Here is a 19,946-nt window from a genome sequence, read left to right on the forward strand (position 1 = left end):
GCATTCACCCGCTCGTCCTTCCTCAATAAGGCTGGTCTCCCCGTGGACAGGTGTTTATGGCCATGTATCGTTTCGGCAGCGCTGCTGTAGCCGGCCTATTGGGCCTGCCTGGCTCGACGCATTCTGCGTGTGCTCCCCGGGTCAGGGCGAACTGAAACCGTTCCTAGAGTTCGGTTCGCGTGAAGCGTCCCGCCATCTGCTCGAGGAGCGTCAAAGTCTGTCCGCTGCGGTCACGGTGGGACTGGCATTTGCGGTGATCCAGACTAAAAACCTGCTGTTGCCTTGTTTTGTTGTTCATTCGCTTGGAGGCGGCAGCCCGCTGGCCGTGATGGTGCTCGATGCCATGCTGTGGGAGCCCCTCACGTGCTGCGGCAAGCGGACATGTTTTTTACCGCAATGGATTCCACCCCCATCGGTCCTGTCCAGCTACTCACGACCTGCTGACAGGCGTGCTCGATGCGCTAGTCTTCCTGCTTCCGACGCTTTTTGAACCGTCGCGCAGGCGGGGCTTTATGCGGCGGCCTGAGTCACGGTCCTCGTCACTATGGCGCTTGGCGGTCGATGGACGCAGAGCCGGCCCCTGAAGAGCTTAATTTCAAAGGAAAATCGTGAGCCCGGCTGTGCCGGACTGCTTGCGGCGGCCGGAAAGAGGCAAGGCATGCTTTTCGCGTTTAGATTCAGGTGACGAGGATATCGACGAACCCATAACGTGCAATGGCTGATCCACGCCGCTTAGGCAGACGGCTCTAGCGTGGTTCGGGCGACTCACGGTATCCATCATTCCCGATACTTACCACACAATGGGAATGAAATGGTTGCAGCCAACCGTGAATTGCCGGCCTCTGGTTACGCGCTTGAAGTGGACGGCCGGCTCAAAGCCGAATTTACAACCAGAGACGGCGCCAGGGCAGGTGGCGGAGAACTGAAGAAACGTTTTCCCATGCTTCAGATCAGGATCTATGACGTGCAGACGCATGCGCGCGAGGAAATCTGACTCCGACTCGAGCCTTAGCGGAGTTCTTCCCCTTGCGCGCGTGCGGCTGTCGCCGCACCGGGCTCTCGTAAACCGAGCCGCTTTGCGTCTCGGCCGTGCGGCGTCGATCCCTCGCGCAGGGGATGCGGAGCTCCTCGCCGGGGGCACTCGGAAAAGGGGCTCGCCTGCGGCGATCGCTATCACTGCCCCGTTCCCGGGTGCCGCTATTGAACCGGTCTCGTCGCTGCACTCGGACCCGCGTGCCCCTTCGGGTCGCTATGCTCACGCTCTCCGGGAGCCATTTCCCTTGAGGCGATGCGCCCCTGGCGCACGCCTGGTCGGGCCTGCGGCCCTGGGTAGCTCAACGCAATTCCCATGAACTTCCGATGGAAGGCGGGCTGCCTCGCAGAGTGTCGCATTCTCGCAGGTAGCGGCGAGAGTCAGAGTGCTGGCCGGGTTTTGCCGTGACGGGTTACAGGCTGCGAGAGAGGCTCGCGGTCCCCGTCGCGGAGATCCGCGATGTCCAGGCAATATTCTCGGGCGCGCACCGGTGAGGACCGGGCAAACCTTTATGACGACATCACCAACAAGATCATCGCCGAGCTGGAGGCCGGCCGCGTGCCGTGGGTGCAGCCTTGGGGTACCGCGGCGGCGAAGGCGCCTTTGGCCATGCCGAAAAGCGCCACGTCCGGCAGCCAATACAGCGGCATAAACATTCTAATTCTCTGGGGTGCCGCCACGGAACGTGGATTCACCGGTCAGAGCTGGCTTACTTTCCGCCAGGCGCTGTCGCTCGGTGGTCACGTCCGCAAGGGCGAGCGCGGCACGATCGTCGTCTATGCCGACCGTTTTGTGCCGGTCGACGAAAAGCGCCGCGCACACGAGACCGGCGAGGAGGCACAAGCTGTTCCATTTTTGAAGCGCTTCACCGTTTTCAATCTCGATCAATGCGCTGGGCTGGCTTCGGACATCGTAACCGCTGCGCCACCACCGCCACCCGGCATGATCGAGCCGACGGTCGATGCTCTGATCAAGGCGACCGGCATCGATTTCCGCATCGGCGGCAACCGCGCCTTCTATGCGCCGACGGAAGATTATGTGCAGGTGCCGCCGCCGCAAGCCTATTTCGAACCGATCAATTGGCATCGAACGGCCTTGCACGAGCTGGCGCATGCCAGCGGTCATCCGTCACGTCTCAACCGCGACTTGTCAGGCAGCTTTGGTACCAGGAAGTATGCCTTTGAGGAGTTGGTTGCGGAAATCGCGTCTGCGTTCGGTTGCGCGTCACTCGGTATCGTGCCGACGGTGCGGCACGCCGATTATATCGGCTCCTGGTTGGAGGTGCTGCGAGAGGATAATCGCGCGATCGTGCGAGCTGCTTCGCAAGCCAGCAAGGTTGCGGATTATCTCCTTGGCTTTCTGCCGGAAGTGACTGTCGACATCACGACCGAGCGGGGGAGCAGGAGGCGGCGTGAGGCTCTTCTCGCTAACCGCGGGTAAGAGAGTGAGAGGGGAGCGGCGGTTTTCGCGACGGGTTGGAGGCCGAGAGAGAGGCTCACGGCCGCCCGTCGTGGAGAATCGATATGACGAAGGCTGTCCAAAAGATCACGCTGTCCCCCTCGCGTGACATTCCCTTCAACAAACTGGTGCTCAGCCAGTCCAACGTCCGGCACGTGAAGGCGGGCATCTCCATCGAGCAGCTCGCCGAAAGCATCGCGCAGCGTACGCTGCTGCAAAGTCTCAACGTGCGGGCGGTTGTGGATCCCGAAGGCAATGAGACCGGCATGTTCGAGGTGCCGGCCGGCGGACGGCGCTATCGCGCGCTGGAGCTTCTCGTCAAGCAGAAGCGCATGGCGAAGACGCAGGCCGTTCCTTGTGTCGTGCGCGAGGGAGGCATCGCTGAAGACGACTCGCTTGCAGAGAATGACGAGCGGATAGGGCTTCATCCGCTCGATCAGTTCCGGGCATTCCAGACCTTGAGTGGGGCTGGATTATCCGACGAGGATATCGCGGCCCGGCACTTCGTGACACCGGCCGTCGTGAAGCAACGCCTCCGGCTGGCGTCCGTGTCGCCAAAGCTGCACGAGGTCTATGCCGAAGAGGGCATGACCCTCGAGCAGCTCATGGCCTTCTCTGTTACCGCCGACCAGGCCAGGCAGGAGCAGGTCTGGGAGAACGTCAGCCGATCCGGCTATGACGAGCCCTATCAGATCCGGCGAATGCTCACGGAAAATACCGTGCGCGCGTCCGATCGCCGCGTTCAATTCATTTGGCTGGATGCCTACGAGCAGGCTGGTGGCGGCGTTTTGCGGGACCTGTTCGAGCACGATGATGGCGGCTGGCTCCAGGACGTCGCCTTGCTCGACCGTCTCGTGACAGAAAAGCTCAAAGCCGAAGCCGAGACGATTGCGGCGGAAGGCTGGAAGTGGATTTCGCTTGCCGTCGAATTCCCCTACGGCCACACGGAGGGCCTGCGCGAAATCGAGGGCAAACCTGTCGATCTTTCCCCGGAGGAGCAGGCTACCCTCGACGCTCTCAATGCGGAGCAAGCCAAGCTTGAATCCGATTATCAGGATGCCGACGAGTTGCCCGACGAGATCGATCAGCGTCTCGGCGAAATCGAGACGGCACTGATCGCGTTCGAGGACCGGCCGATGATTTACGATCCGGCGGAGATCGCCCGCGCTGGCGTCTTCGTCAGCATCGATTCCGAAGGGCGCCTCTCGGTCGATCGGGGTTACGTCCGGCCGGAGGATGACGTGCCGGCAGACGATCCTGATGTCGGGCAGGCCACCGACCCACAATGGGTCGAGGGGAAGGCGGCTGGTCCTTCCGTCCAACGCACGGTCATCGCGGTCGCGAGTGGCGCCGCTGACGCGGAAGAAGATGATGAGGACGCGACCAAACCGCTGCCGGATCGGCTGATCACCGAGCTGACGGCGCACCGCACGCTGGCATTGCGGGATGCGCTGGCAGAAAATCCTGCGATTGCGTTCCAGGCGGTGCTGCACAACTTCGTGCTGACGGCCCTTTACCGGTTCGCATCGTCCGGAAGCTGTCTTGAGATCGGCCTTCGGACGCCAGCCTTTCCGGCTCAAGCGCCTGGCCTGAGGGAAAGCGCGTCGGCGAAGGCCGTCGAGGCGCGGCACGAGTCCTGGAAAGCACGGTTGCCGAAGGGCGAGAACGATCTCTGGGATGCGCTCACAGCCCTCGACGGCGCCGCACAGGCATCCCTGTTCGCCCACTGTGCGTCATTTGCGGTCAACGCTCTCTATGAGCCGGCCAACCGCTACAATCAGGGCCGCGTCTCCGCCCATGGGGTTGGCTCCCGGCTTCGCCAGGCTGATGTGCTGGCACGCGCCGTCGGCCTCGACATGGTTCAAGCGGGGTGGAAGCCCTCCGTCGACAACTATCTCGGCCGTGTCACCAAGCCTCGCATTCTGGAGGCGGTGCGGGAAGCAACAGGCGGATCGTCCGCGGAACTGATCGACCACCTGAAGAAGGCCGACATGGCCAAGGAGGCCGAGCGCCTTCTCGATGGCTCGGGCTGGCTGCCGGAGCCGCTGCGTCTTGTCGATCCCAAGGCGGCGTCAGGGGAGCAGGAGAGTGAAGCGAGCTCGCTGCCCGAATTCCTCAGCGATGACGAGGATCGGAACAACGCGAGCGAAGATGATCCACAACAACTCGACGCAGCTGAGTGACATCGTAGAAGGGACGGCTCCGGCCGTGCCGGCAATTGCTTGGGGACCGGTGTGTCGCGCCGGTCCCCATTCTTATGGGCGAGGGCTGAGAGGGAGAGCCGGGCCTGGAAGGGTTTGAGCCGTCGGGTCTGAAGGAGAGCGCCTGATGGTTCGACCCATTCCTGCTCTCCGAAAGAACCCTGTCATGACCGAATCTCTCGCCGGCGGCGCTGCCGACGCGCCGCTCTCTGTGCGTGCAGCTGCAACTCGCACCTCCGCCGCCGTCAGGGCCGCGCGACAGCTCGTGATTGATCTCGAGCGCGGCCGTCGCATCGATGCCGCTGTCCTGCGTAGTGCCATGGAAGCTGCCTTTGCCGCTTCCGACGCCGCTGGCGTCTGGAACTGGAAGGCCGCCTACGATGTCTGCGAGGCGGCAACCGTTCTGTTCCTTCGCAAGTTTGGCCCGGCCATCCGGACCAAGGCTGGCTCGACGGCCGCGATGCTGCCGATGCTCGCGAAGATCGCCAGTCTTCTCCCCACCCACACACGCCGCTCGGAGGACAGCCAGGCCCTTCAACAATTCTCGACGCCGATCCCGCTGGGGCTTGCCGCATGTACCGCGGCGGGCATCACGCGGTCCGATCGGGTTTTGGAGCCTTCCGCGGGGACCGGCTTGCTCGCCATCTTCGCCGAGCTTGCTGGCGGCGCATTGGTATTGAACGAGCTGGCCGAGACCCGCGCGGCCTTGCTCGATGAACTGTTTCCCAACCTTAAGGTGACGCGATTCGACGCCGCCCAGATCGATGATCACCTCGATCCGGCTGTCGTGCCGAGCGTCGTCTTGATGAACCCGCCGTTCTCCGCGTTGGCGAACGTCGATCGACGGATGGCGGACGCGGCTTTCCGGCACATCGCCTCATCCCTGGCGCGTCTTTGCGATAGCGGGCGTCTGGTTGCCATTACCGGCGCGAGCCTTACGCCGGACAATCCGGCATGGCGAGATGCCTTCGTTCGCCTCCAGCAGCGCGGCAGGGTGATGTTTTCTGCCGCTATCGATGGCACCGTTTATGCCAAGCACGGAACGCAGACCGACACACGACTGCTGGTGATCGAGAAGCGGCCCGCCGGCGACCCAAAAGTCTTTCCGGCCTCGCTCGGCATGGCGGGCGATGTCGCCACCTTGCTCGACTGGGTGAGCCAGCATGTGCCACCAAGGTTGGCTGTTGCCGCCCCCGCCATGGTCGACGCCACCAGGCGCCCTGCGACGCTGCGGCGGATCAGCGCCTTTGCGCCACGGCCGTCGTCCACTTCGGGAGACGGTGCGCCAGACGGCGTTGAACTCACCTACGAGACCGTCGAATGGTTGTCGCCGGAAGGTGCGCGGCTCACCGATGCGCTTTACGAGGAATACGCGCTGCAGGCGATCCGTATTCCGGACGCGCATTCGCATCCGACCAAACTCGTGCAGTCCGCCGCGATGGCCTCGGTCGCGCCGCCGAAGCCGTCTTACCGGCCACATCTGCCGGCCAATGTCGTGGCGGATGGCATCCTGTCCGACGCCCAGCTCGAAAGCGTCATCTATGCCGGCGAGGCGCATTCCGAGTTTCTTGCGGGCTCCTGGACGGTGGATGCGACCTTTGACGTTGTGGCGGCCGCACGCGACGACGCAGAAAACGCCGTGCGTTTTCGCCGCGGCTGGTTCTTGGGCGATGGCACCGGCGCGGGCAAGGGCCGGCAGGTCGCAGGCATCCTTGTCGACAATTGGCTCAAGGGCCGCCGCCGTGCCGTCTGGATCAGTAAATCCGACAAGCTGATCGAAGATGCGCAGCGCGACTGGTCCGCGCTCGGCATGGAGCGGTTGCTGGTGACGCCGCTGTCGCGCTACCGGCAGGGCACACCCATCCGGCTCGCGGAAGGCGTCCTTTTCACCACCTACGCTACGCTGCGCACCGATGAGGGTGGCGAGAAGCTTTCGCGCGCTCGGCAGATCGTCGAATGGTTGGGCTCCGACTTCGACGGAGTGATCGTCTTCGACGAGAGCCACGCGATGCAGAACGCGGCAGGCCAGAAGGGTGAGCGCGGCGACCAGCCGGCCTCCCAGCAGGGGCGTGCGGGGCTCAGACTCCAGCACGCTTTGCCGAATGCCCGCGTCGTCTATGTCTCCGCGACCGGTGCCACGACGGTCCACAATCTCGCCTACGCCCAGCGGTTGGGCTTGTGGGGCAGTGACAATTTCCCGTTCGCTACCCGCGCCGAGTTCGTCGAGGCGATCGAGGAGGGAGGCGTCGCGGCCATGGAGGTGCTGGCGCGCGACCTCAAGGCGCTCGGTCTCTACGCGGCCCGCTCGCTCTCTTACGAGGGCGTCGCGTACGAGCTCGTCGAGCACCAGCTCACGCCCGAGCAGGTTCGCGTTTATGACGCCTACGCCAGTGCGTTCAGCGTCATCCATAACAATCTCGATGCGGCGATGCGGGCCGCGAACATCACCGGCGCGACCGGCACGCTGAACGGCCAGGCCAAATCGGCCGCGCGATCTGCTTTTGAGAGCGCCAAGCAGCGCTTCTTTGGCCACCTCCTGACCTCAATGAAAACGCCGTCTTTGATCGGCTCGATCGAGCGTGATCTCGACGCCGGCCATGCCGCCGTCATCCAGATTGTCTCGACCGGCGAAGCGCTGATGGAGCGTCGGCTCGCCGAGATGCCGACCGAGGAGTGGGGCAACGTTCGGGTTGATATTACCCCACGCGAGTATGTGCTCGACTATCTCGCCCATTCCTTCCCGGTCCAGCTCTACGAGCCGTTCACCGACTCTGAAGGCAACCTCTGCTCTCGGCCTGTCTATCGCGATGGCCAGCCGGTCGAGAGCCGGGAGGCGGTCGCACGTCGCGATCGGTTGATCGAGAAGCTCGCCTCGTTGCCGCCGGTGCCGGGGGCGCTGGATCAGGTCGTCCAGCGCTTCGGTACCGAGATGGTCGCTGAGGTGACCGGCCGCTCGCGCCGCATCATTCGCAAGGGTGACCGGCTGGTGGTTGAAAACCGGGCCGCTTCGGCCAATCTCGCTGAGACGTCCGCATTCATGGACGACGTCAAGCGGATCCTCGTGTTCTCCGACGCGGGCGGCACGGGGAGGAGCTACCATGCCGAGCTGTCGGCGCGGAATCGCCGCCTGCGGGTCCACTATTTGCTCGAGCCCGGCTGGAAGGCGGACGCCGCGATCCAGGGGCTCGGCCGTACCAACCGGACCAACCAGGCGCAGCCTCCGCTGTTTCGCCCCATCGCGACCGACGTGAAGGCCGAAAAGCGCTTTCTCAGCACCATTGCCCGCCGGCTCGATACGCTGGGCGCCATTACGCGTGGTCAGCGTCAGACGGGAGGGCAGGGCCTGTTCCGGCCCGAGGACAATCTCGAAAGCCAGTACGGCCGCGATGCGTTGCGTCAGCTCTACACACTGCTGGCGCGCGGCAAGGTCGGCGGCTGCTCGCTGGAGCGGTTTGAGGATGCGACCGGCCTGAAACTGACCGATGCCAATGGGCTCAGGGACGACCTGCCGCCGATCACGACTTTCCTGAACAGGTTGCTCGCGCTCACGATCGATCTTCAGAACATCCTGTTCACCGTCTTCGAGCAGCTGCTAACGGCTCGGATCGAGGGGGCGGTTGCATCGGGCACCTATGACCTCGGGCTGGAAACGCTCCGGGCCGAGAGCTTTGTCGTCACCGACCGGCGGACGATTTACGTTCATCCCGGCACTGGCGCCGAGACCCGGCTTCTCACGATCACCCAGCGCCTGCGCAATCATCCTGTGAGCCTGGATGACGCTCTTGGTCGTCTTTCCGATCTTCGTGCCGTCCTGCTGATCAATGAGCGCTCGGGACGGGCCGCCGTGCAGGTTCCGGCGGCGAGCGCAATGCTCGACGATGGCGAGATCGAGCGGCGCGTCCGCCTGATCCGGCCGATGGAGCAGCACAACGTCCCCTTGAACATGATGGCAGAGAGCCATTGGGGCGAAGCTGACCGCGAACGCTTCGCCGCGGCCTGGCTGGCAGAGCTGGCGGAGGTCCCCGAGTTCACGGAAGGCACGATCCACGTCGTGGCCGGCTTGCTGCTGCCCATCTGGAAGCGGCTGCCGAACGAGTCGACACGGGTCTATTGGCTTCAGACCGATGCGGGCGAGCGGATCATCGGCCGCAAGGTTTCAGCGACCTGGGTTGCGAACGTCCTTGAGGCAGACGCTCCGGTGTTGACGCCGGAGGCTGCCTTTGCCGCGCTGATGGAAGGACGGACCTCCCTCGAGCTTGCGCAGGGGCTCCAGCTTCGCCGCGCCCGGGTGATGGGCGCGTACCGTATCGAGCTGTCGGGCTTCATCGACACGATGCGCGATCGCTTGCGGGCTTACGGCCTCTTTGGCGAGATCATCTCTTGGAAGCTCCGCATGTTCGTGCCGACGGACGCAAGGGGCGTCGAGATCCTGGCGAAGGTGCTCGACCACTATCCCGTCGCGTGCATCAGCGAGCGGGAGGCCGCGTGATGTCCCGCGATGCCTCTGAGCTGGCACGCCGCCTCGCGCGCGAGGCGGAGGCGGTGTGCCGACACTATCTCTCCAATGGCAAGCGGGCCGGGCGGTACTGGGTGGTCGGCGACGTCCACAACACCCCAGGCCGCTCACTGTTCGTGCGGCTCCAGGAATCGCCGAAGGGGCCGGCGGGCAAGTGGACCGATGCTGCGACCGGTGAGCATGGCGACCTCCTCGACGTCATTCGCGAAAGCCTCGCCTTGCGCGACTTTCGTGAGGTCGCCGAGGAAGCGAGGCGCTTTCTGAGGCTGCCTCGTCCAGCGCAGCAGCCGGCTCCGAAACCCGTTCGTTCGCCAATTCCGACCGGGTCGCAAGAATCCGCCCGTCGGCTCTTTGCGACGTCCAGCCCTATCGAAGGCACGCTGGCCGAAACCTATTTGCGGCGTCGTGGCATCGTCCGCATCCACCATGGGGGCAGCCTTCGCTTCCACCCACGCTGTTACTATCGGCCCGACGAACACCTAGCGACCGAAACCTGGCCGGCGATGATCGCCCGCGTCACAGACCTCGATGGCCGGATCACCGGCGTGCACCGCACCTGGCTCGACCCGGATGGCTTTGATCGCGTGCGGCTTGGTAAGGCTCCGATCGACACGCCACGTCGGGCCATGGGCGACCTGCTCGGCAACGCCGTTCGCTTCGGCGTAGTGGACGACGTGGTCGCTGCTGGCGAGGGCATTGAGACCATGCTGTCGCTGCGCTACGTGCTGCCGACTATGCCAATGGCGGCCGCGCTTTCAGCCAATCACCTTTCGGCCATGTTGCTGCCCTCGAGCCTGCGACGGCTCTATATCGCCCGCGACGACGATGCGGCCGGAGATGCCGTAAAGGCGATTCTCACCCAGCGCGCGGAGGACGCCGGCGTTGAAGCGATCCCGCTGTCACCGCGGCTGGGCGACTTCAACGAAGATCTGCACATCTTCGGTCTCGATGCCCTCCGAGCAGCCTTGCGATTTCAGCTCGTGCCAGAGGACGTCGTTCGCTTCCTGCATTCGTCCACGGTGGCCGCGGAATAGCTCCCGGTGTTCGATCGACGTTGATAGACCGATCATAGGTGACGCCATTGCCGGAAAAGGACGCGACCTTGGCCTTCTAGAGGGCGATCGGACGGCAAGCGGCCCGGGCCGGCAATGGCTGCGTCCGGCTATTTTCCGCCGCGCGCCCGCGATGTGAAGAAACATCATGCAGTTGGCCGCGCGCTTTGCATCGCGAAGCAAAATAGCCGGCCTCCGCCATCCTTCGCTGTCGCTTCGGCCCTGTCGGGTTCTGGCCCGGTCCGCCCGCCGTCAGAGGATCGCCACGAAGGCCGCGATGGTCGCGGCCGATTCGGCAAAGGACCTCTTCCCATGACCGACCATGACGCTATCGAACCGCCGCATGCCTCTTCCCCAATCGACCACGTCCTCACCGAACTTCAGCTCTTCGGCTACCGCCCCTTCGACGACCAGCCCGATCCACGGCCGCTGCCCGAGGGAAAAATCATCGCCGGCGCTGTCTCTGACATCTTCGACGCCCTGGTTGCGACCTTGAACGACACGCGGCTTGAGCCGGACCTTGACGATCTGCTCTGGTCGACCGTCAACCTGTTCCATCGGGCCCTCGACCGCATCGAACGCGAGCTCGACGGCAACGAGAAGGCACAGCACAAGAGCCAGCGCGAGCAGAACGGCTCCGAAGTGCGATCGGTCGAACTCGAGCGCCTTACGGCTGAAGGCATCACGCTGATCGAGCGCCGCAATTGCCTGGAACTGTTCCGGGATCACGCCATCGAGCGATTTGAGGTCCACACCGGCTCGGCCTGGCGTCCTCGGTCGGGATCATTGGTCAACCACCGGACGCTAACCGCAGCGATGATCGACTCCCGTGACTTCATCGCAGCAAAACGCCGCGCTGAGACCGAGGTCATGTTGCCGCCGGGGCCGAAAATCGCACTCACCGGCGGGCTCGACTTCAATGACCACCACTTGATCTGGGATCGCCTTGACAAGGTTCATGCCAAGCACTCCGACATGGTCCTGCTCCATGGCGGGTCGCCGAAAGGCGCCGAACTGATCGCCTCGAAATGGGCCACCAATCGCAAGGTGCCTCAGATCGCCTTCAAGCCCGATTGGACGAAGCATGCGAAGGCGGCGCCGTTCAAGCGCAACGATGCACTGCTCGAGCTTCTGCCGATCGGTGTCATGCATTTCCCGGGCACGGGAATTCAGGACAACCTCGCTGACAAGGCGAAGCGGCTCGGCATTCCCGTTTGGAAGTTCGGCGGCGCGTGAGCGCCGTCGCGCTTGACTTGGAGACAACCAGGCCGGAGTTGCACGCCGCAACTCCGCCTCGTTTCGATTTTACGTCCGAGTCCGCGCCGTGGTGGTGGTGGAAGGCGCGACCGGTACATCTATGCACATGGAGCCACCACCATGCTCGCGCTTGGGCTTGTTCTCAATACACTCGGCATCGGCTTGTTCTGCTGGGCGATTTTTGCGCTCGCGGTGTACGCTTTGCCGTTTTTCGTCGCACTCAGTGTCGGGATGTCGGCATTTCGTGATGGCGCGGGCGTCTTCGGAGCACTGCTGATCGCAATTGCTTCTGGTGCGCTGACGCTTGCCGCCGGTCAGGTCGCCGTCGCCGTCAGTCGGTCCTTGACCTTGCGCGTCGCTATCGCAACCGCGTTCGCCGTCCCTGCGGCAATCGCTGGTTATCATGTGGTGTTTGCCCTTTCGCAAATCGGGGTGCCTTCACTGGCTTGGCGCGAGGCCTTCGCTTGCGGAGGTGCGGTTTGCATCGGCGGCACGGCATGGGCGCGCTTGACCGTTTTCGCGGGGACCCTCCCGTCGGAGTCGGCCGGGGTGGTGGAGAACGCGCCTGAACCAGTTCTCACAGCCGCCGCCCACGAGCGGTGAGGCTTCGTCGCCATCATCGGCCGAGCAAGACGGCACAAGGCGTCACGTTGAACGAGGAGTCGTCGAGCTTGAGGGAGAGGCAACCGCGTTCCCTCCTCGGGGCGCTTAAGCAAGCCGTACCGGTCTCTGTCCGGCCCACATAGCTGCGGTGGAGCGGCGCGCTCCGCTCGATCATTCCTTCCGGGACGATACCGCCCTTTGCGGCAGATTGTTTCTCTTTCTGCGCCGAACCGTACCAAACCCTTGTTCAGCGCAACCGAGATTCGCCAGTCTTCTCAAGATTGCGGTTCAGCACGCGGACCACGCGGCCTCTTTGATGGCTTGATCTGGCCGAAGACCGGCTGCGCCTCGATCGTCTGAGCCGCAACGCCGTTGATGCGACTTTCTTCCCCTGGGCTTCGCCCATTCCTCGCGAGACAAGAAAGTCGCCACAACGGCGTCCTCCGCTGCGCTGCGGCCCGCGAGCGGGTGCGTCGCCGATCGTCTTCGGCCTGCAGATCGCCATCGAGGCCGCGGTGGTCGCGGGCTCGAAACACAACAGGAGAAGAGACATGGCTAACATCGGTTCCTTCAAAAAGGTCGGCAACGATTTCCAGGGCGAGATCATCACCCTGAGCCTCCAGGCCAAGGGCGTCCGCATCGTCGCCGAGACCAACCGCTCCAACGACAACGCTCCCAGCCACCGCATCTACGTGGGTCGAGCTGAGATCGGGGCAGCCTGGTCGAAGCGCTCCGAAGAGGGACGCGACTATCTCTCGCTCAAGCTCGACGACCCCTCGTTCAACGCGCCGATCTACGCGAACCTGTTCGATGAGGAAGGCGGCGAAGGCTACACCTTGCTCTGGTCGCGGCCCCGCAAGAACGGCGAGTAAGAATCTCTCCACCAAGCCCCGCCCGAACTGCTCGGGCGGGGCTTCCTCTTGAAGAAATGCCGACTGAGCAAAGCTGCAGCTGGGCCGGCTTGGTCAGTTGATTTTCGAGTTTAAGACACGCACTTACGTGGCGCTTGTCCGCGTGGCTTGAACTCGCCCAACGCTATTGCTTCTTGGAACGTGGACGCGCTGACTTGCGACCCTTAGGCAATGTCTTGGGTGTCGCCGCTCCCTTGGGTGGCTGAACAAAGAACTCAGATAAATGAACACCCAGCGTCTCGGCGATTCGGTCGAGAAGATCAATTGTCGGATTCTCAGATTGCCGCTCAAGGCCGCTCATATATGAGCGGTCAATCCCGGCGTCGTAGGCCAGTTGCTCTTGCGGAATACCGCGATCCACGCGGATCCGGCGCACATTCCAGGCCACGAGCGCACGAGCTTTCATGCGCTCAAACAGCCATTAGGCAGACCATCAAACCACTGGCTATAACCGAACTATTTTGGTAAGTTTCGCTTACAATGCAGATTAGCGAAGTGCGCGCATAAGCCTACATGACGAAGCCACCGTTAGATCCCGATGTCGCGGATGTCGCGCCGCATGAGCCGGTGTTGACGACCTATGACGAGCAGCATCTCGTGACGTACTGGCGACTTCTTGATGCCGAAGCCGATGGCTCGGATTGGAAAGAAGTGACCCGGATCGTGTTGCACATCGATCCGGATCGCGAACCTGCTCGCGCCCGTAATGCCTTTGATAGTCATCTGGCCCGCGCAAAATGGATGGCAGACCACGGCTACCGCGACTTGCTTCGCGGCGGCGCGCCTAAATAGAAAAATCTGTCATGAAGAATTCGCGCTCGAGAACAGATTTTCCTCGCTGACGCGTGATCGCCTGCATGCATCACGCAATGCATAATTGGTGACTTCCCCGACAATCCCAAGCTTCATAAACATTGCGCGGCAATCGAGTTACGGCAGGGGATAACAGCAATGTCCGAGTTCGACTGGCGATCACCGGAGGCGTATCAGCACGCTATCAAGTCGGGCGAGATGGCGGATTTCGCCTGGGAGTCACTGCGGCGCAGCCCTAACTATCGAGCTTCCTATCGTGAAAATCGATCGCAGATGACCTCCGAATTCCGAAGGAGATGGGGCGTCTGCTTTCGCTCATGACCCTCAGGGGTCCTTTTACCAACAGACAATCTTCTGGGCACCTGAGGCGTTGCCTACCGTGGTGCCGCTCGTTCGCAGCACGTCCGGCTCAAAAGCGGTCGGCGCGAGGCTACGGCTTACCGACCTTTCATCGGGCACCATCAGACAGGCATCTGACGGCTGGCATGCCGTATTGCGCATTCAAGGGGCACAACATCATCTCTGGCTGAAAGAGGCGCCGCAGTTTGGCATCACTTATGCTGCCGAACTGCCGCTCGATGCGGACTTTGAGATCCGCGCCCATGCCTCACATCGGCTGTGGCGCGCAATCAAGGGCCGCCGGCCGGGACCTCCTCTTCATCAGCTTTCCGCGCAGCGGCGCGCACGACTCGTCTTGGTGCTGCGAGCGCTCGATGGACGCATGGAAGGTGCTTCCTATCGCGTCATCGCCGAGGTGCTGTTCGGCCGGAAACGCATCCCTGAGCGCGCCTGGAAAACCCACGAGTTGCGCAGCCGGACCATCCGCCTGGTGCAGGCTGGCTTGGCTCTGATGCGCGGTGGCTATCGCGCACTGCTACGTCCCTCGTCTCGTAAGGAGTAGAGCAGGGGTGCCGAAAATCATCGCTTGATCTTCGGCATCCCCCTAAGCACTCCGACTGCGCCATCGTGACCGTCGACGCGCGGCCCGAGCCGGCCGCGCTCCAGACGAGCACGGAGCCTTGCAAATGCCCGATCCGAACGCCGGCCTGCCGCCGCGATACCTGCGCACGCCCGAAGCGGCGCGCTTTCTGGGACTCTCCGGCCGAACCCTGGAAAAGCACCGCACCTATGGGACAGGCCCGACCTACCGCAAGCTCGGCGGTCGCGTTGTGTATGCGCTCGAGGACCTGAAGGCGTGGGTTGACCGCGGCGCCAAAACGTCCACCAGCGATCCCGGCACAGGCACGGTCCTGCCCGCGAAACGGCACACACCCGTTCCCTATGCCGGCAAGGAGCGGCGCTGACCCATGCCGGACAGCAACTCTACTGCGAGCAGCAGGCGGCGGTCAGAGCGCGCCCAACTCGATCTGTTTCGTGCGCTCCCTGGCGATCTGGCGCCCCGGGACGCACAAGACCTGATGGCTTACCCGTTCTTTTCGCTGGCAAAATCGAGGCGCAATGTTCCCATCGATTTCCGCGCAGGCACCATCACCATTCGTGTCGAAGCCGTGCCGGAACATGGCATGGCGACGATCTGGGACGCGGACGTTCTGATCTGGGCTGCCTCGCAGATTGTCGAAGCCCGTGATGCCGGCCTGAAAACGTCACGGCTGATGGCAGCGACCCCTTACGAGATCCTGAGCTTCATCGGCCGCGGCACCAGCGTGCGCGACTACGACCGCCTGAAGGCTGCGCTCGACCGGCTGCAATCGACCACCGTGATGACATCGATCCGCCAGCCGAGCGAACGGCGGCGGCATCGCTTCTCCTGGATCAACGAATGGAAAGAGACAGCCGATCTGCACGGGCATGCCCGTGGAATCGAGCTGATCCTGCCCGATTGGTTCTACACGGGCGTTCTCGATGAAGCGCTCGTGCTGACGATTGACCGGGCCTATTTCGATCTGACAGGTGGATTGGAGCGCTGGCTCTATCGCCTCGTCCGCAAGCACGGCGGCCGTCAGAATGGCGGCTGGAGCTTCGATCTCGTGCACTTGCATGCGAAGTCCGGAAGCCTCTCCCCGTTCAAACACTTTGCCTACGACCTGCGTCAGATCGTCCGTCGTCAGACATTGCCAGGCTATCGGCTCATCATCACGCATCATCCGAATGGCGCAGAGCGATTGAATTTCGCACCAGTCCTCATCGGCCCGTCGAGCAAGCGACTGCGCAAGCGCGGCGTCGTCCTTCCTGCTGGGGATAAGCTGTGAATTCGCTCGTGCTATCAGGGACCAGAACCCTCGTGCCATCGGGGACGCGATGCTCGTGCTATCGGGGACCGGAATCACAGCTAAGTTTCCGCGGCGTCGAGACTTTTTGCTCCCGTAACTTTACTAACGTACTGACACTAACTTCTTGTTGTGAATCAGTGCGTTGTGAACAAGTCGGTCGTGCGTGCAACGAGGATGCCTCATGCGCTTATGCTGTCACGCGCAAGACCTTCCTGCAATGCGAATCCGTTCTCCAAGCTTCGCGCGCGTGCGCGATCGCGCGCAAAACCACGCAATCACCAGCATCGGCAGCGCCGCATCACGATCGTCGCTTTGCTTTGCGGCAGCTCGCTCGTCGAGGAGAACTTGCTAACTTCCGTGGTCGGCCCGACGGTCATCACATGCCTGAATCTGGAGAATGGGCGGTCAGGCTAGCCAGCGTCGTGCATGATGGCTTCAAAGGTGTCCATGAAGTCGCCGGCAAGAAAAGTTGCGATCTCACCCACATCCCCGTCGCGGGAGACGCCGCTCCGCCGTGGCGGAAGGAGAAGGCGCGCGTGGAAGCGGCCGGGTCGCGGAGGCCCTTAAGCCGCCTCAGCGACCCGGCCGCGCTTGGCGCCGGCGCCAAACCGGAAGGTGGTGCCACTGGTCCAGATCTTTTGCAGCACCACGGCGAGCGCGCGCGCCACTGCGGTCGCCGCGCGCTTAAGAACCTTCTTGCTCGCCAGCCGCAGGCCCCACAGCCGCAGCTTAAAGTTCTTCGGAACGCGGGTAAGGAGCGCGATCGCCGCCTCGTACAGCATCGCTCGCGTCAGCTCATCGCCGCATTTGGAGATGCTGCCAATCCGGCCGGTCCGGCCGGATTGATAGCGCCGCGGCGTCAGCCCGAAACGGGCGCCGACGTTGGTCGACTTCTTGAATCGCGCCGGATCATCGACGGTCGCGCGAAACGTCAGCGCCACGCGGTGCAGTTTTGCCAACTGCTGCCGCATGGCGCAACGGGCGTTCAACAGCGGCGCGACGATCGCTTCCAATTCCTTCTTCCCGGCCAAGAGATCGCGCACCCGCGCGTCAAAACGGCCGACCGAGATCTCGCCGACCTTGAGGCGGAACGGCCGCAACAGGCCGCGAATCAAATTCTCCATGTCCAGCACCTTCCCGAGCATCGCCTTGCGCGCGACCAGCAGCGCGCGCAACGCCTGTGCGCTCTCCGACTTGACATGCACCGGACGGAGCCAGCCAGTGCGCATCATCTGCGCAATGCCTTTGGCATCGTTGCGGGCGGTCTTATTCAGCATCGCGTTCGGCGCCGCCTCGGCGTGACCGGTCTCGATGCAGATCATCGTGGGCCCCTTTTCGGCAGGCGCCGTGAACAGCCAGGCGCTGAACGAGAGCCCTTCCAGGCCGACGCGCTTGAGATGAATTCCCCACTCCGCCAGCAACAGTTCGATCGCGTCCGGATCGGTGTCCAGCTTCGTCTCCCAGATGACCTCGCCGTCGCCGCCGACCACACAAATGTTCGTCGCCTCCAGCGGCACGTCCAGCCCTGCATAGAAATCCATCATACGCCTCCATTGCCGACCGCCGGAGCGCGCCGCGCGTTCTATTCGCGAATCTTCGCGAGGCATCATCGTCGCAATGCGACGGGCGAGGAGCCACTGGTCAGCACCCCGGCTAACCCGCTCTACTTCAGATTTCTTCTAACGAATTGGAGCCACTCGGCTGCGATCGTTGGCAGCAGCAGGAGCGCTGCAACGCTTGGACAACGCCGATCATCGACGCTTCATCGCAACCGTTCTGCCGAAACCAAGGCTCTGACGTCGATGCGCTGGCGACAGCGCACCCGTTGGCATGTCCGAAATTCCTCTCAAAACGATGGAGTGGCCGGGTGAGCGATCTCACAAGTGTTGAACTCTTGTGGCTCGAGAAGCGGATCGAGAACCGAATCCGGTTCGGCAAGCCTGTATCGGAGAAGATCATTGACCAGCACCGGCGCATTCTCTCGTTTATGCCGGGCAGCATATTTGCGTTCGTGCGCTGGTCGTCCAATGACTTTGGAACCATCCTGTCTCGCATCGACATTCTGCGCGCGATCACACCGGGGCAGCGGTATTCGACTGTGCCTTGGGTCAGCCCCGGCGGCGAAAGCCTACTGCGACTGGCGGGCTGGCGAAAGGTCGAGCGCGTTCTCCAGTTGATCGACGCAGTGGAGTCACTCGGCATCGAACCTGCCGATGCAGCGCCCGAGTATTGGCATCACATCCACAATCGTCTTTCCGTCAACGAAACGCCACGACCTTATACGCGTGCGCGCCACCAGGCGTGGCTCCACCGGCGGAGGGTGGTGTTCTGATGGGGCGGCTAAGGATCATTCTTGCGATATGTGGGGCCACAACGCTCGCGCTTTGGCCGGTCACCGACACCTCACCGTCGTACATCTGGAACGCTTCCGGAAGTGTGCCGATCGGTCTCTACCGTTTGCAAGGGACCGAACGATTGCACATCACTGAGCTCGTGGCCGTTCGGGCACCGGAGCCGCTTGCGAGCTTCCTCGACTTCAACGGCTATTTGCCGAGCGGTCTTCCAATGCTCAAGCGCGTGCTGGCGTTGCCCGGGCAAACCGTCTGCAGAACGGGACTAACAATCGTCGTCGACGGCATCGAAATGGGCCAGGCACGCGAGCGCGACCGCCGTGGCAGGCCATTGCCGGCCTGGCAGGGCTGCCGGGTCGTCGCTGAGGACGAGGTCTTTCTCATGAACTGGCAGTCGGCGGAATCCTTTGACGGCAGATATTTCGGACCGCTCCCGAGATCGGCCGTCATAGGGCACGCGGTTCCGGTGTGGACCAGGGAGGACTGACAAATGGCGGCATTGCTCCAATGGCTTGCGGTCTCTCTAGTCGACCGATCGCGCCGTCATTCCTCCATCCCGGCCGAATTGTCGGCACTCGGCGCGCCTCGCGGCCCTCTCGCGCCGTCTCAGTGCCGGCCGGGAAGAGCTCTGTCCTTGGCGGCTGTCCGCACATTGCTATCTCGAGCCGCTGCTTGCTTTTTGGCAATTCTGCTGACGTTCGGAGCGACATCGGCCGGCAGAGCGGAGGTTGGATCGCGCGCACAAGCAGCGCGCTCCTCAAACCTGCTTCCAGGCGGTGCATACACCGCGTTCGTGACCGAAGCCTCGCATCGATTCGCGATCCCGGAGCGTTGGATTCGTGCCGTCATGCAGGCCGAAAGCGGCGGGAATGCGCACGCTATATCGCCTTGGGGAGCGCTCGGGTTGATGCAAATCATGCCAGCGACCTGGGTCGAGCTGAGCGTTCGTCACGATCTCGGTATCGATCCGTTTGATCCCCACGACAACATTATGGCTGGGGCAGCGTACCTTCGCGAGATGCTCGATCGTTTCGGATCGGAAGGGTTTCTCGCAGCCTACAATGCTGGACCAAGACGGTACGAGGAGCACTTGGCCACCGGTCGAGCGCTTCCGGATGAAACACAGATCTACATCGCTCGACTTGCACCATTGATCGGTATTGAGCAGCGCAACAGCGGTGGTTCGGCTGCCAGACGCTTCGCCGCGTGGCAGCAAGCGCCACTCGTTGTTGAGCGGTCCAAGAGCTTATCGGCTGACACCAACTCGGCATCCGGTATCCGCACGATGAATTCGTCGAAAGCAGCGCCTAGGGCGGGTGCAACTGCACTCGTGCCTCGCGGGACGGGCCTGTTTGCGCGGCGATCAGACGAGGTGCAGTCCCGATGATCGCAATCGCATTTCGTCGCATGATGTCGAAGCTCGTCGCAACGTTGAGTGTGGTCGGCAGAGGGCCGGGAGTGAGCGACCGGGGAGGGCAGGATAAAAGCCGCAAGGTGCGGCCGGTCGGTTGTGGGCGAAA

The 19,946-nt window shown here is 62.9% G+C and carries 18 protein-coding genes; 16 read left to right on the plus strand and 2 right to left on the minus strand.

The window, feature by feature from the left end:
• The first annotated feature begins 811 nt into the window (after positions 1 to 811).
• The 8 genes from AC0L2O_RS28885 to AC0L2O_RS28920 all read left to right on the plus strand — a co-directional run bounded on the left by AC0L2O_RS28885 (position 812) and on the right by AC0L2O_RS28920 (position 12,992).
• A complete protein-coding gene (locus AC0L2O_RS28885) occupies positions 812 to 994 on the plus strand; it encodes a hypothetical protein (RefSeq protein ID WP_473372117.1) in 183 nt (60 codons plus the stop codon).
• A gap of 498 nt (positions 995 to 1,492) precedes the next feature.
• A complete protein-coding gene (locus AC0L2O_RS28890) occupies positions 1,493 to 2,473 on the plus strand; it encodes an ArdC family protein (RefSeq protein WP_473372118.1) in 981 nt (326 codons plus the stop codon).
• A gap of 83 nt (positions 2,474 to 2,556) precedes the next feature.
• The gene (locus tag AC0L2O_RS28895; RefSeq protein ID WP_473372119.1) at positions 2,557 to 4,674 is read left to right on the plus strand and encodes a ParB/RepB/Spo0J family partition protein; all 2,118 of its coding nucleotides are present in this window, start codon (positions 2,557 to 2,559) and stop codon (positions 4,672 to 4,674) included.
• A gap of 184 nt (positions 4,675 to 4,858) precedes the next feature.
• Positions 4,859 to 9,181 (plus strand): strawberry notch-like NTP hydrolase domain-containing protein, encoded by a 4,323-nt coding sequence (locus tag AC0L2O_RS28900; protein ID WP_473372120.1) that lies wholly within the window; start codon positions 4,859 to 4,861, stop codon positions 9,179 to 9,181.
• Positions 9,181 to 10,242: a DUF7146 domain-containing protein gene (locus AC0L2O_RS28905; RefSeq protein ID WP_473372121.1), complete on the plus strand. Its 1,062-nt coding sequence runs from the start codon at positions 9,181 to 9,183 to the stop codon at positions 10,240 to 10,242. Before AC0L2O_RS28900 ends, AC0L2O_RS28905 begins: the two co-directional genes overlap by 1 nt.
• A 330-nt stretch (positions 10,243 to 10,572) precedes the next feature.
• Positions 10,573 to 11,496: a DUF2493 domain-containing protein gene (locus AC0L2O_RS28910; protein WP_473372122.1), complete on the plus strand. Its 924-nt coding sequence runs from the start codon at positions 10,573 to 10,575 to the stop codon at positions 11,494 to 11,496.
• A gap of 141 nt (positions 11,497 to 11,637) precedes the next feature.
• Positions 11,638 to 12,120, plus strand: a complete 483-nt coding sequence (locus tag AC0L2O_RS28915) for a hypothetical protein (RefSeq protein WP_473372123.1) — start codon at positions 11,638 to 11,640, stop codon at positions 12,118 to 12,120.
• Between the two features lie 551 nt (positions 12,121 to 12,671).
• On the plus strand, positions 12,672 to 12,992 hold the full coding sequence (locus tag AC0L2O_RS28920) for a DUF736 domain-containing protein (protein ID WP_007605948.1): 321 nt from the start codon (positions 12,672 to 12,674) through the stop codon (positions 12,990 to 12,992).
• 163 nt (positions 12,993 to 13,155) lie between these two features.
• Here AC0L2O_RS28920 and AC0L2O_RS28925 read toward each other — a convergent pair whose 3' ends face one another.
• On the minus strand, positions 13,156 to 13,437 hold the full coding sequence (locus AC0L2O_RS28925; RefSeq protein WP_473372124.1) for a helix-turn-helix domain-containing protein: 282 nt from the start codon (positions 13,435 to 13,437) through the stop codon (positions 13,156 to 13,158).
• Positions 13,438 to 13,544: 107 nt separating this feature from the next.
• Between AC0L2O_RS28925 and AC0L2O_RS28930 the strand changes: the two genes are divergently transcribed.
• The 5 genes from AC0L2O_RS28930 (at position 13,545) to AC0L2O_RS28950 (ending at position 16,054) form a co-directional block, all read left to right on the plus strand.
• Complete coding sequence (locus tag AC0L2O_RS28930; RefSeq protein WP_473372125.1) at positions 13,545 to 13,823, plus strand: DNA -binding domain-containing protein; 279 nt, start codon at positions 13,545 to 13,547, stop codon at positions 13,821 to 13,823.
• 159 nt (positions 13,824 to 13,982) lie between these two features.
• Positions 13,983 to 14,165: a transcriptional regulator domain-containing protein gene (locus AC0L2O_RS28935; protein WP_204513416.1), complete on the plus strand. Its 183-nt coding sequence runs from the start codon at positions 13,983 to 13,985 to the stop codon at positions 14,163 to 14,165.
• Positions 14,166 to 14,223: 58 nt separating this feature from the next.
• Positions 14,224 to 14,745 (plus strand): DUF2285 domain-containing protein, encoded by a 522-nt coding sequence (locus AC0L2O_RS28940; protein WP_473372126.1) that lies wholly within the window; start codon positions 14,224 to 14,226, stop codon positions 14,743 to 14,745.
• A 124-nt stretch (positions 14,746 to 14,869) separates the two neighbouring features.
• Entirely contained in the window at positions 14,870 to 15,148 is a 279-nt protein-coding gene (locus AC0L2O_RS28945) for a helix-turn-helix transcriptional regulator (protein WP_085398892.1), read from the plus strand.
• Between the two features lie 3 nt (positions 15,149 to 15,151).
• On the plus strand, positions 15,152 to 16,054 hold the full coding sequence (locus tag AC0L2O_RS28950) for a replication initiator protein A (protein ID WP_473372127.1): 903 nt from the start codon (positions 15,152 to 15,154) through the stop codon (positions 16,052 to 16,054).
• A 584-nt stretch (positions 16,055 to 16,638) separates the two neighbouring features.
• Here AC0L2O_RS28950 and AC0L2O_RS28955 read toward each other — a convergent pair.
• Positions 16,639 to 17,616 (minus strand): IS110 family RNA-guided transposase, encoded by a 978-nt coding sequence (locus tag AC0L2O_RS28955; protein ID WP_473372128.1) that lies wholly within the window; start codon positions 17,614 to 17,616, stop codon positions 16,639 to 16,641.
• Between the two features lie 326 nt (positions 17,617 to 17,942).
• Here AC0L2O_RS28955 and AC0L2O_RS28960 point away from each other — a divergent pair, with 326 nt between their 5' ends.
• From AC0L2O_RS28960 to AC0L2O_RS28970, 3 genes are all read left to right on the plus strand, one after another.
• Positions 17,943 to 18,407, plus strand: a complete 465-nt coding sequence (locus AC0L2O_RS28960) for a DUF2840 domain-containing protein (RefSeq protein ID WP_473372129.1) — start codon at positions 17,943 to 17,945, stop codon at positions 18,405 to 18,407.
• Positions 18,407 to 18,913: a S26 family signal peptidase gene (locus AC0L2O_RS28965; RefSeq protein WP_231190974.1), complete on the plus strand. Its 507-nt coding sequence runs from the start codon at positions 18,407 to 18,409 to the stop codon at positions 18,911 to 18,913. Before AC0L2O_RS28960 ends, AC0L2O_RS28965 begins: the two co-directional genes overlap by 1 nt.
• Before the next feature lie 306 nt (positions 18,914 to 19,219).
• Positions 19,220 to 19,813, plus strand: coding sequence for a lytic transglycosylase domain-containing protein (locus AC0L2O_RS28970; protein WP_473372130.1), 594 nt, complete (start codon positions 19,220 to 19,222; stop codon positions 19,811 to 19,813).
• The last annotated feature ends 133 nt before the right edge of the window (positions 19,814 to 19,946 follow it).

The sequence above is a fragment of the Bradyrhizobium sp. Kon10 genome (assembly GCF_055807395.1).

Bases quoted from the DNA above. Each gene is read 5' to 3' on its own strand.
- AC0L2O_RS28895 (WP_473372119.1), top strand. From the start codon at position 2,557: ATGACGAAGGCTGTCCAAAAGATCACGCTGTCCCCCTCGCGTGACATT.
- AC0L2O_RS28925 (WP_473372124.1), bottom strand. From the start codon at position 13,437: ATGAAAGCTCGTGCGCTCGTGGCCTGGAATGTGCGCCGGATCCGCGTG.
- AC0L2O_RS28955 (WP_473372128.1), bottom strand. From the start codon at position 17,616: ATGGATTTCTATGCAGGGCTGGACGTGCCGCTGGAGGCGACGAACATT.
- AC0L2O_RS28935 (WP_204513416.1), top strand. From the start codon at position 13,983: ATGTCCGAGTTCGACTGGCGATCACCGGAGGCGTATCAGCACGCTATC.
- AC0L2O_RS28945 (WP_085398892.1), top strand. From the start codon at position 14,870: ATGCCCGATCCGAACGCCGGCCTGCCGCCGCGATACCTGCGCACGCCC.
- AC0L2O_RS28930 (WP_473372125.1), top strand. From the start codon at position 13,545: ATGACGAAGCCACCGTTAGATCCCGATGTCGCGGATGTCGCGCCGCAT.
- AC0L2O_RS28950 (WP_473372127.1), top strand. From the start codon at position 15,152: ATGCCGGACAGCAACTCTACTGCGAGCAGCAGGCGGCGGTCAGAGCGC.
- AC0L2O_RS28905 (WP_473372121.1), top strand. From the start codon at position 9,181: ATGTCCCGCGATGCCTCTGAGCTGGCACGCCGCCTCGCGCGCGAGGCG.
- AC0L2O_RS28885 (WP_473372117.1), top strand. From the start codon at position 812: ATGGTTGCAGCCAACCGTGAATTGCCGGCCTCTGGTTACGCGCTTGAA.
- AC0L2O_RS28900 (WP_473372120.1), top strand. From the start codon at position 4,859: ATGACCGAATCTCTCGCCGGCGGCGCTGCCGACGCGCCGCTCTCTGTG.
- AC0L2O_RS28965 (WP_231190974.1), top strand. From the start codon at position 18,407: ATGGGGCGGCTAAGGATCATTCTTGCGATATGTGGGGCCACAACGCTC.
- AC0L2O_RS28920 (WP_007605948.1), top strand. From the start codon at position 12,672: ATGGCTAACATCGGTTCCTTCAAAAAGGTCGGCAACGATTTCCAGGGC.
- AC0L2O_RS28910 (WP_473372122.1), top strand. From the start codon at position 10,573: ATGACCGACCATGACGCTATCGAACCGCCGCATGCCTCTTCCCCAATC.
- AC0L2O_RS28915 (WP_473372123.1), top strand. From the start codon at position 11,638: ATGCTCGCGCTTGGGCTTGTTCTCAATACACTCGGCATCGGCTTGTTC.
- AC0L2O_RS28890 (WP_473372118.1), top strand. From the start codon at position 1,493: ATGTCCAGGCAATATTCTCGGGCGCGCACCGGTGAGGACCGGGCAAAC.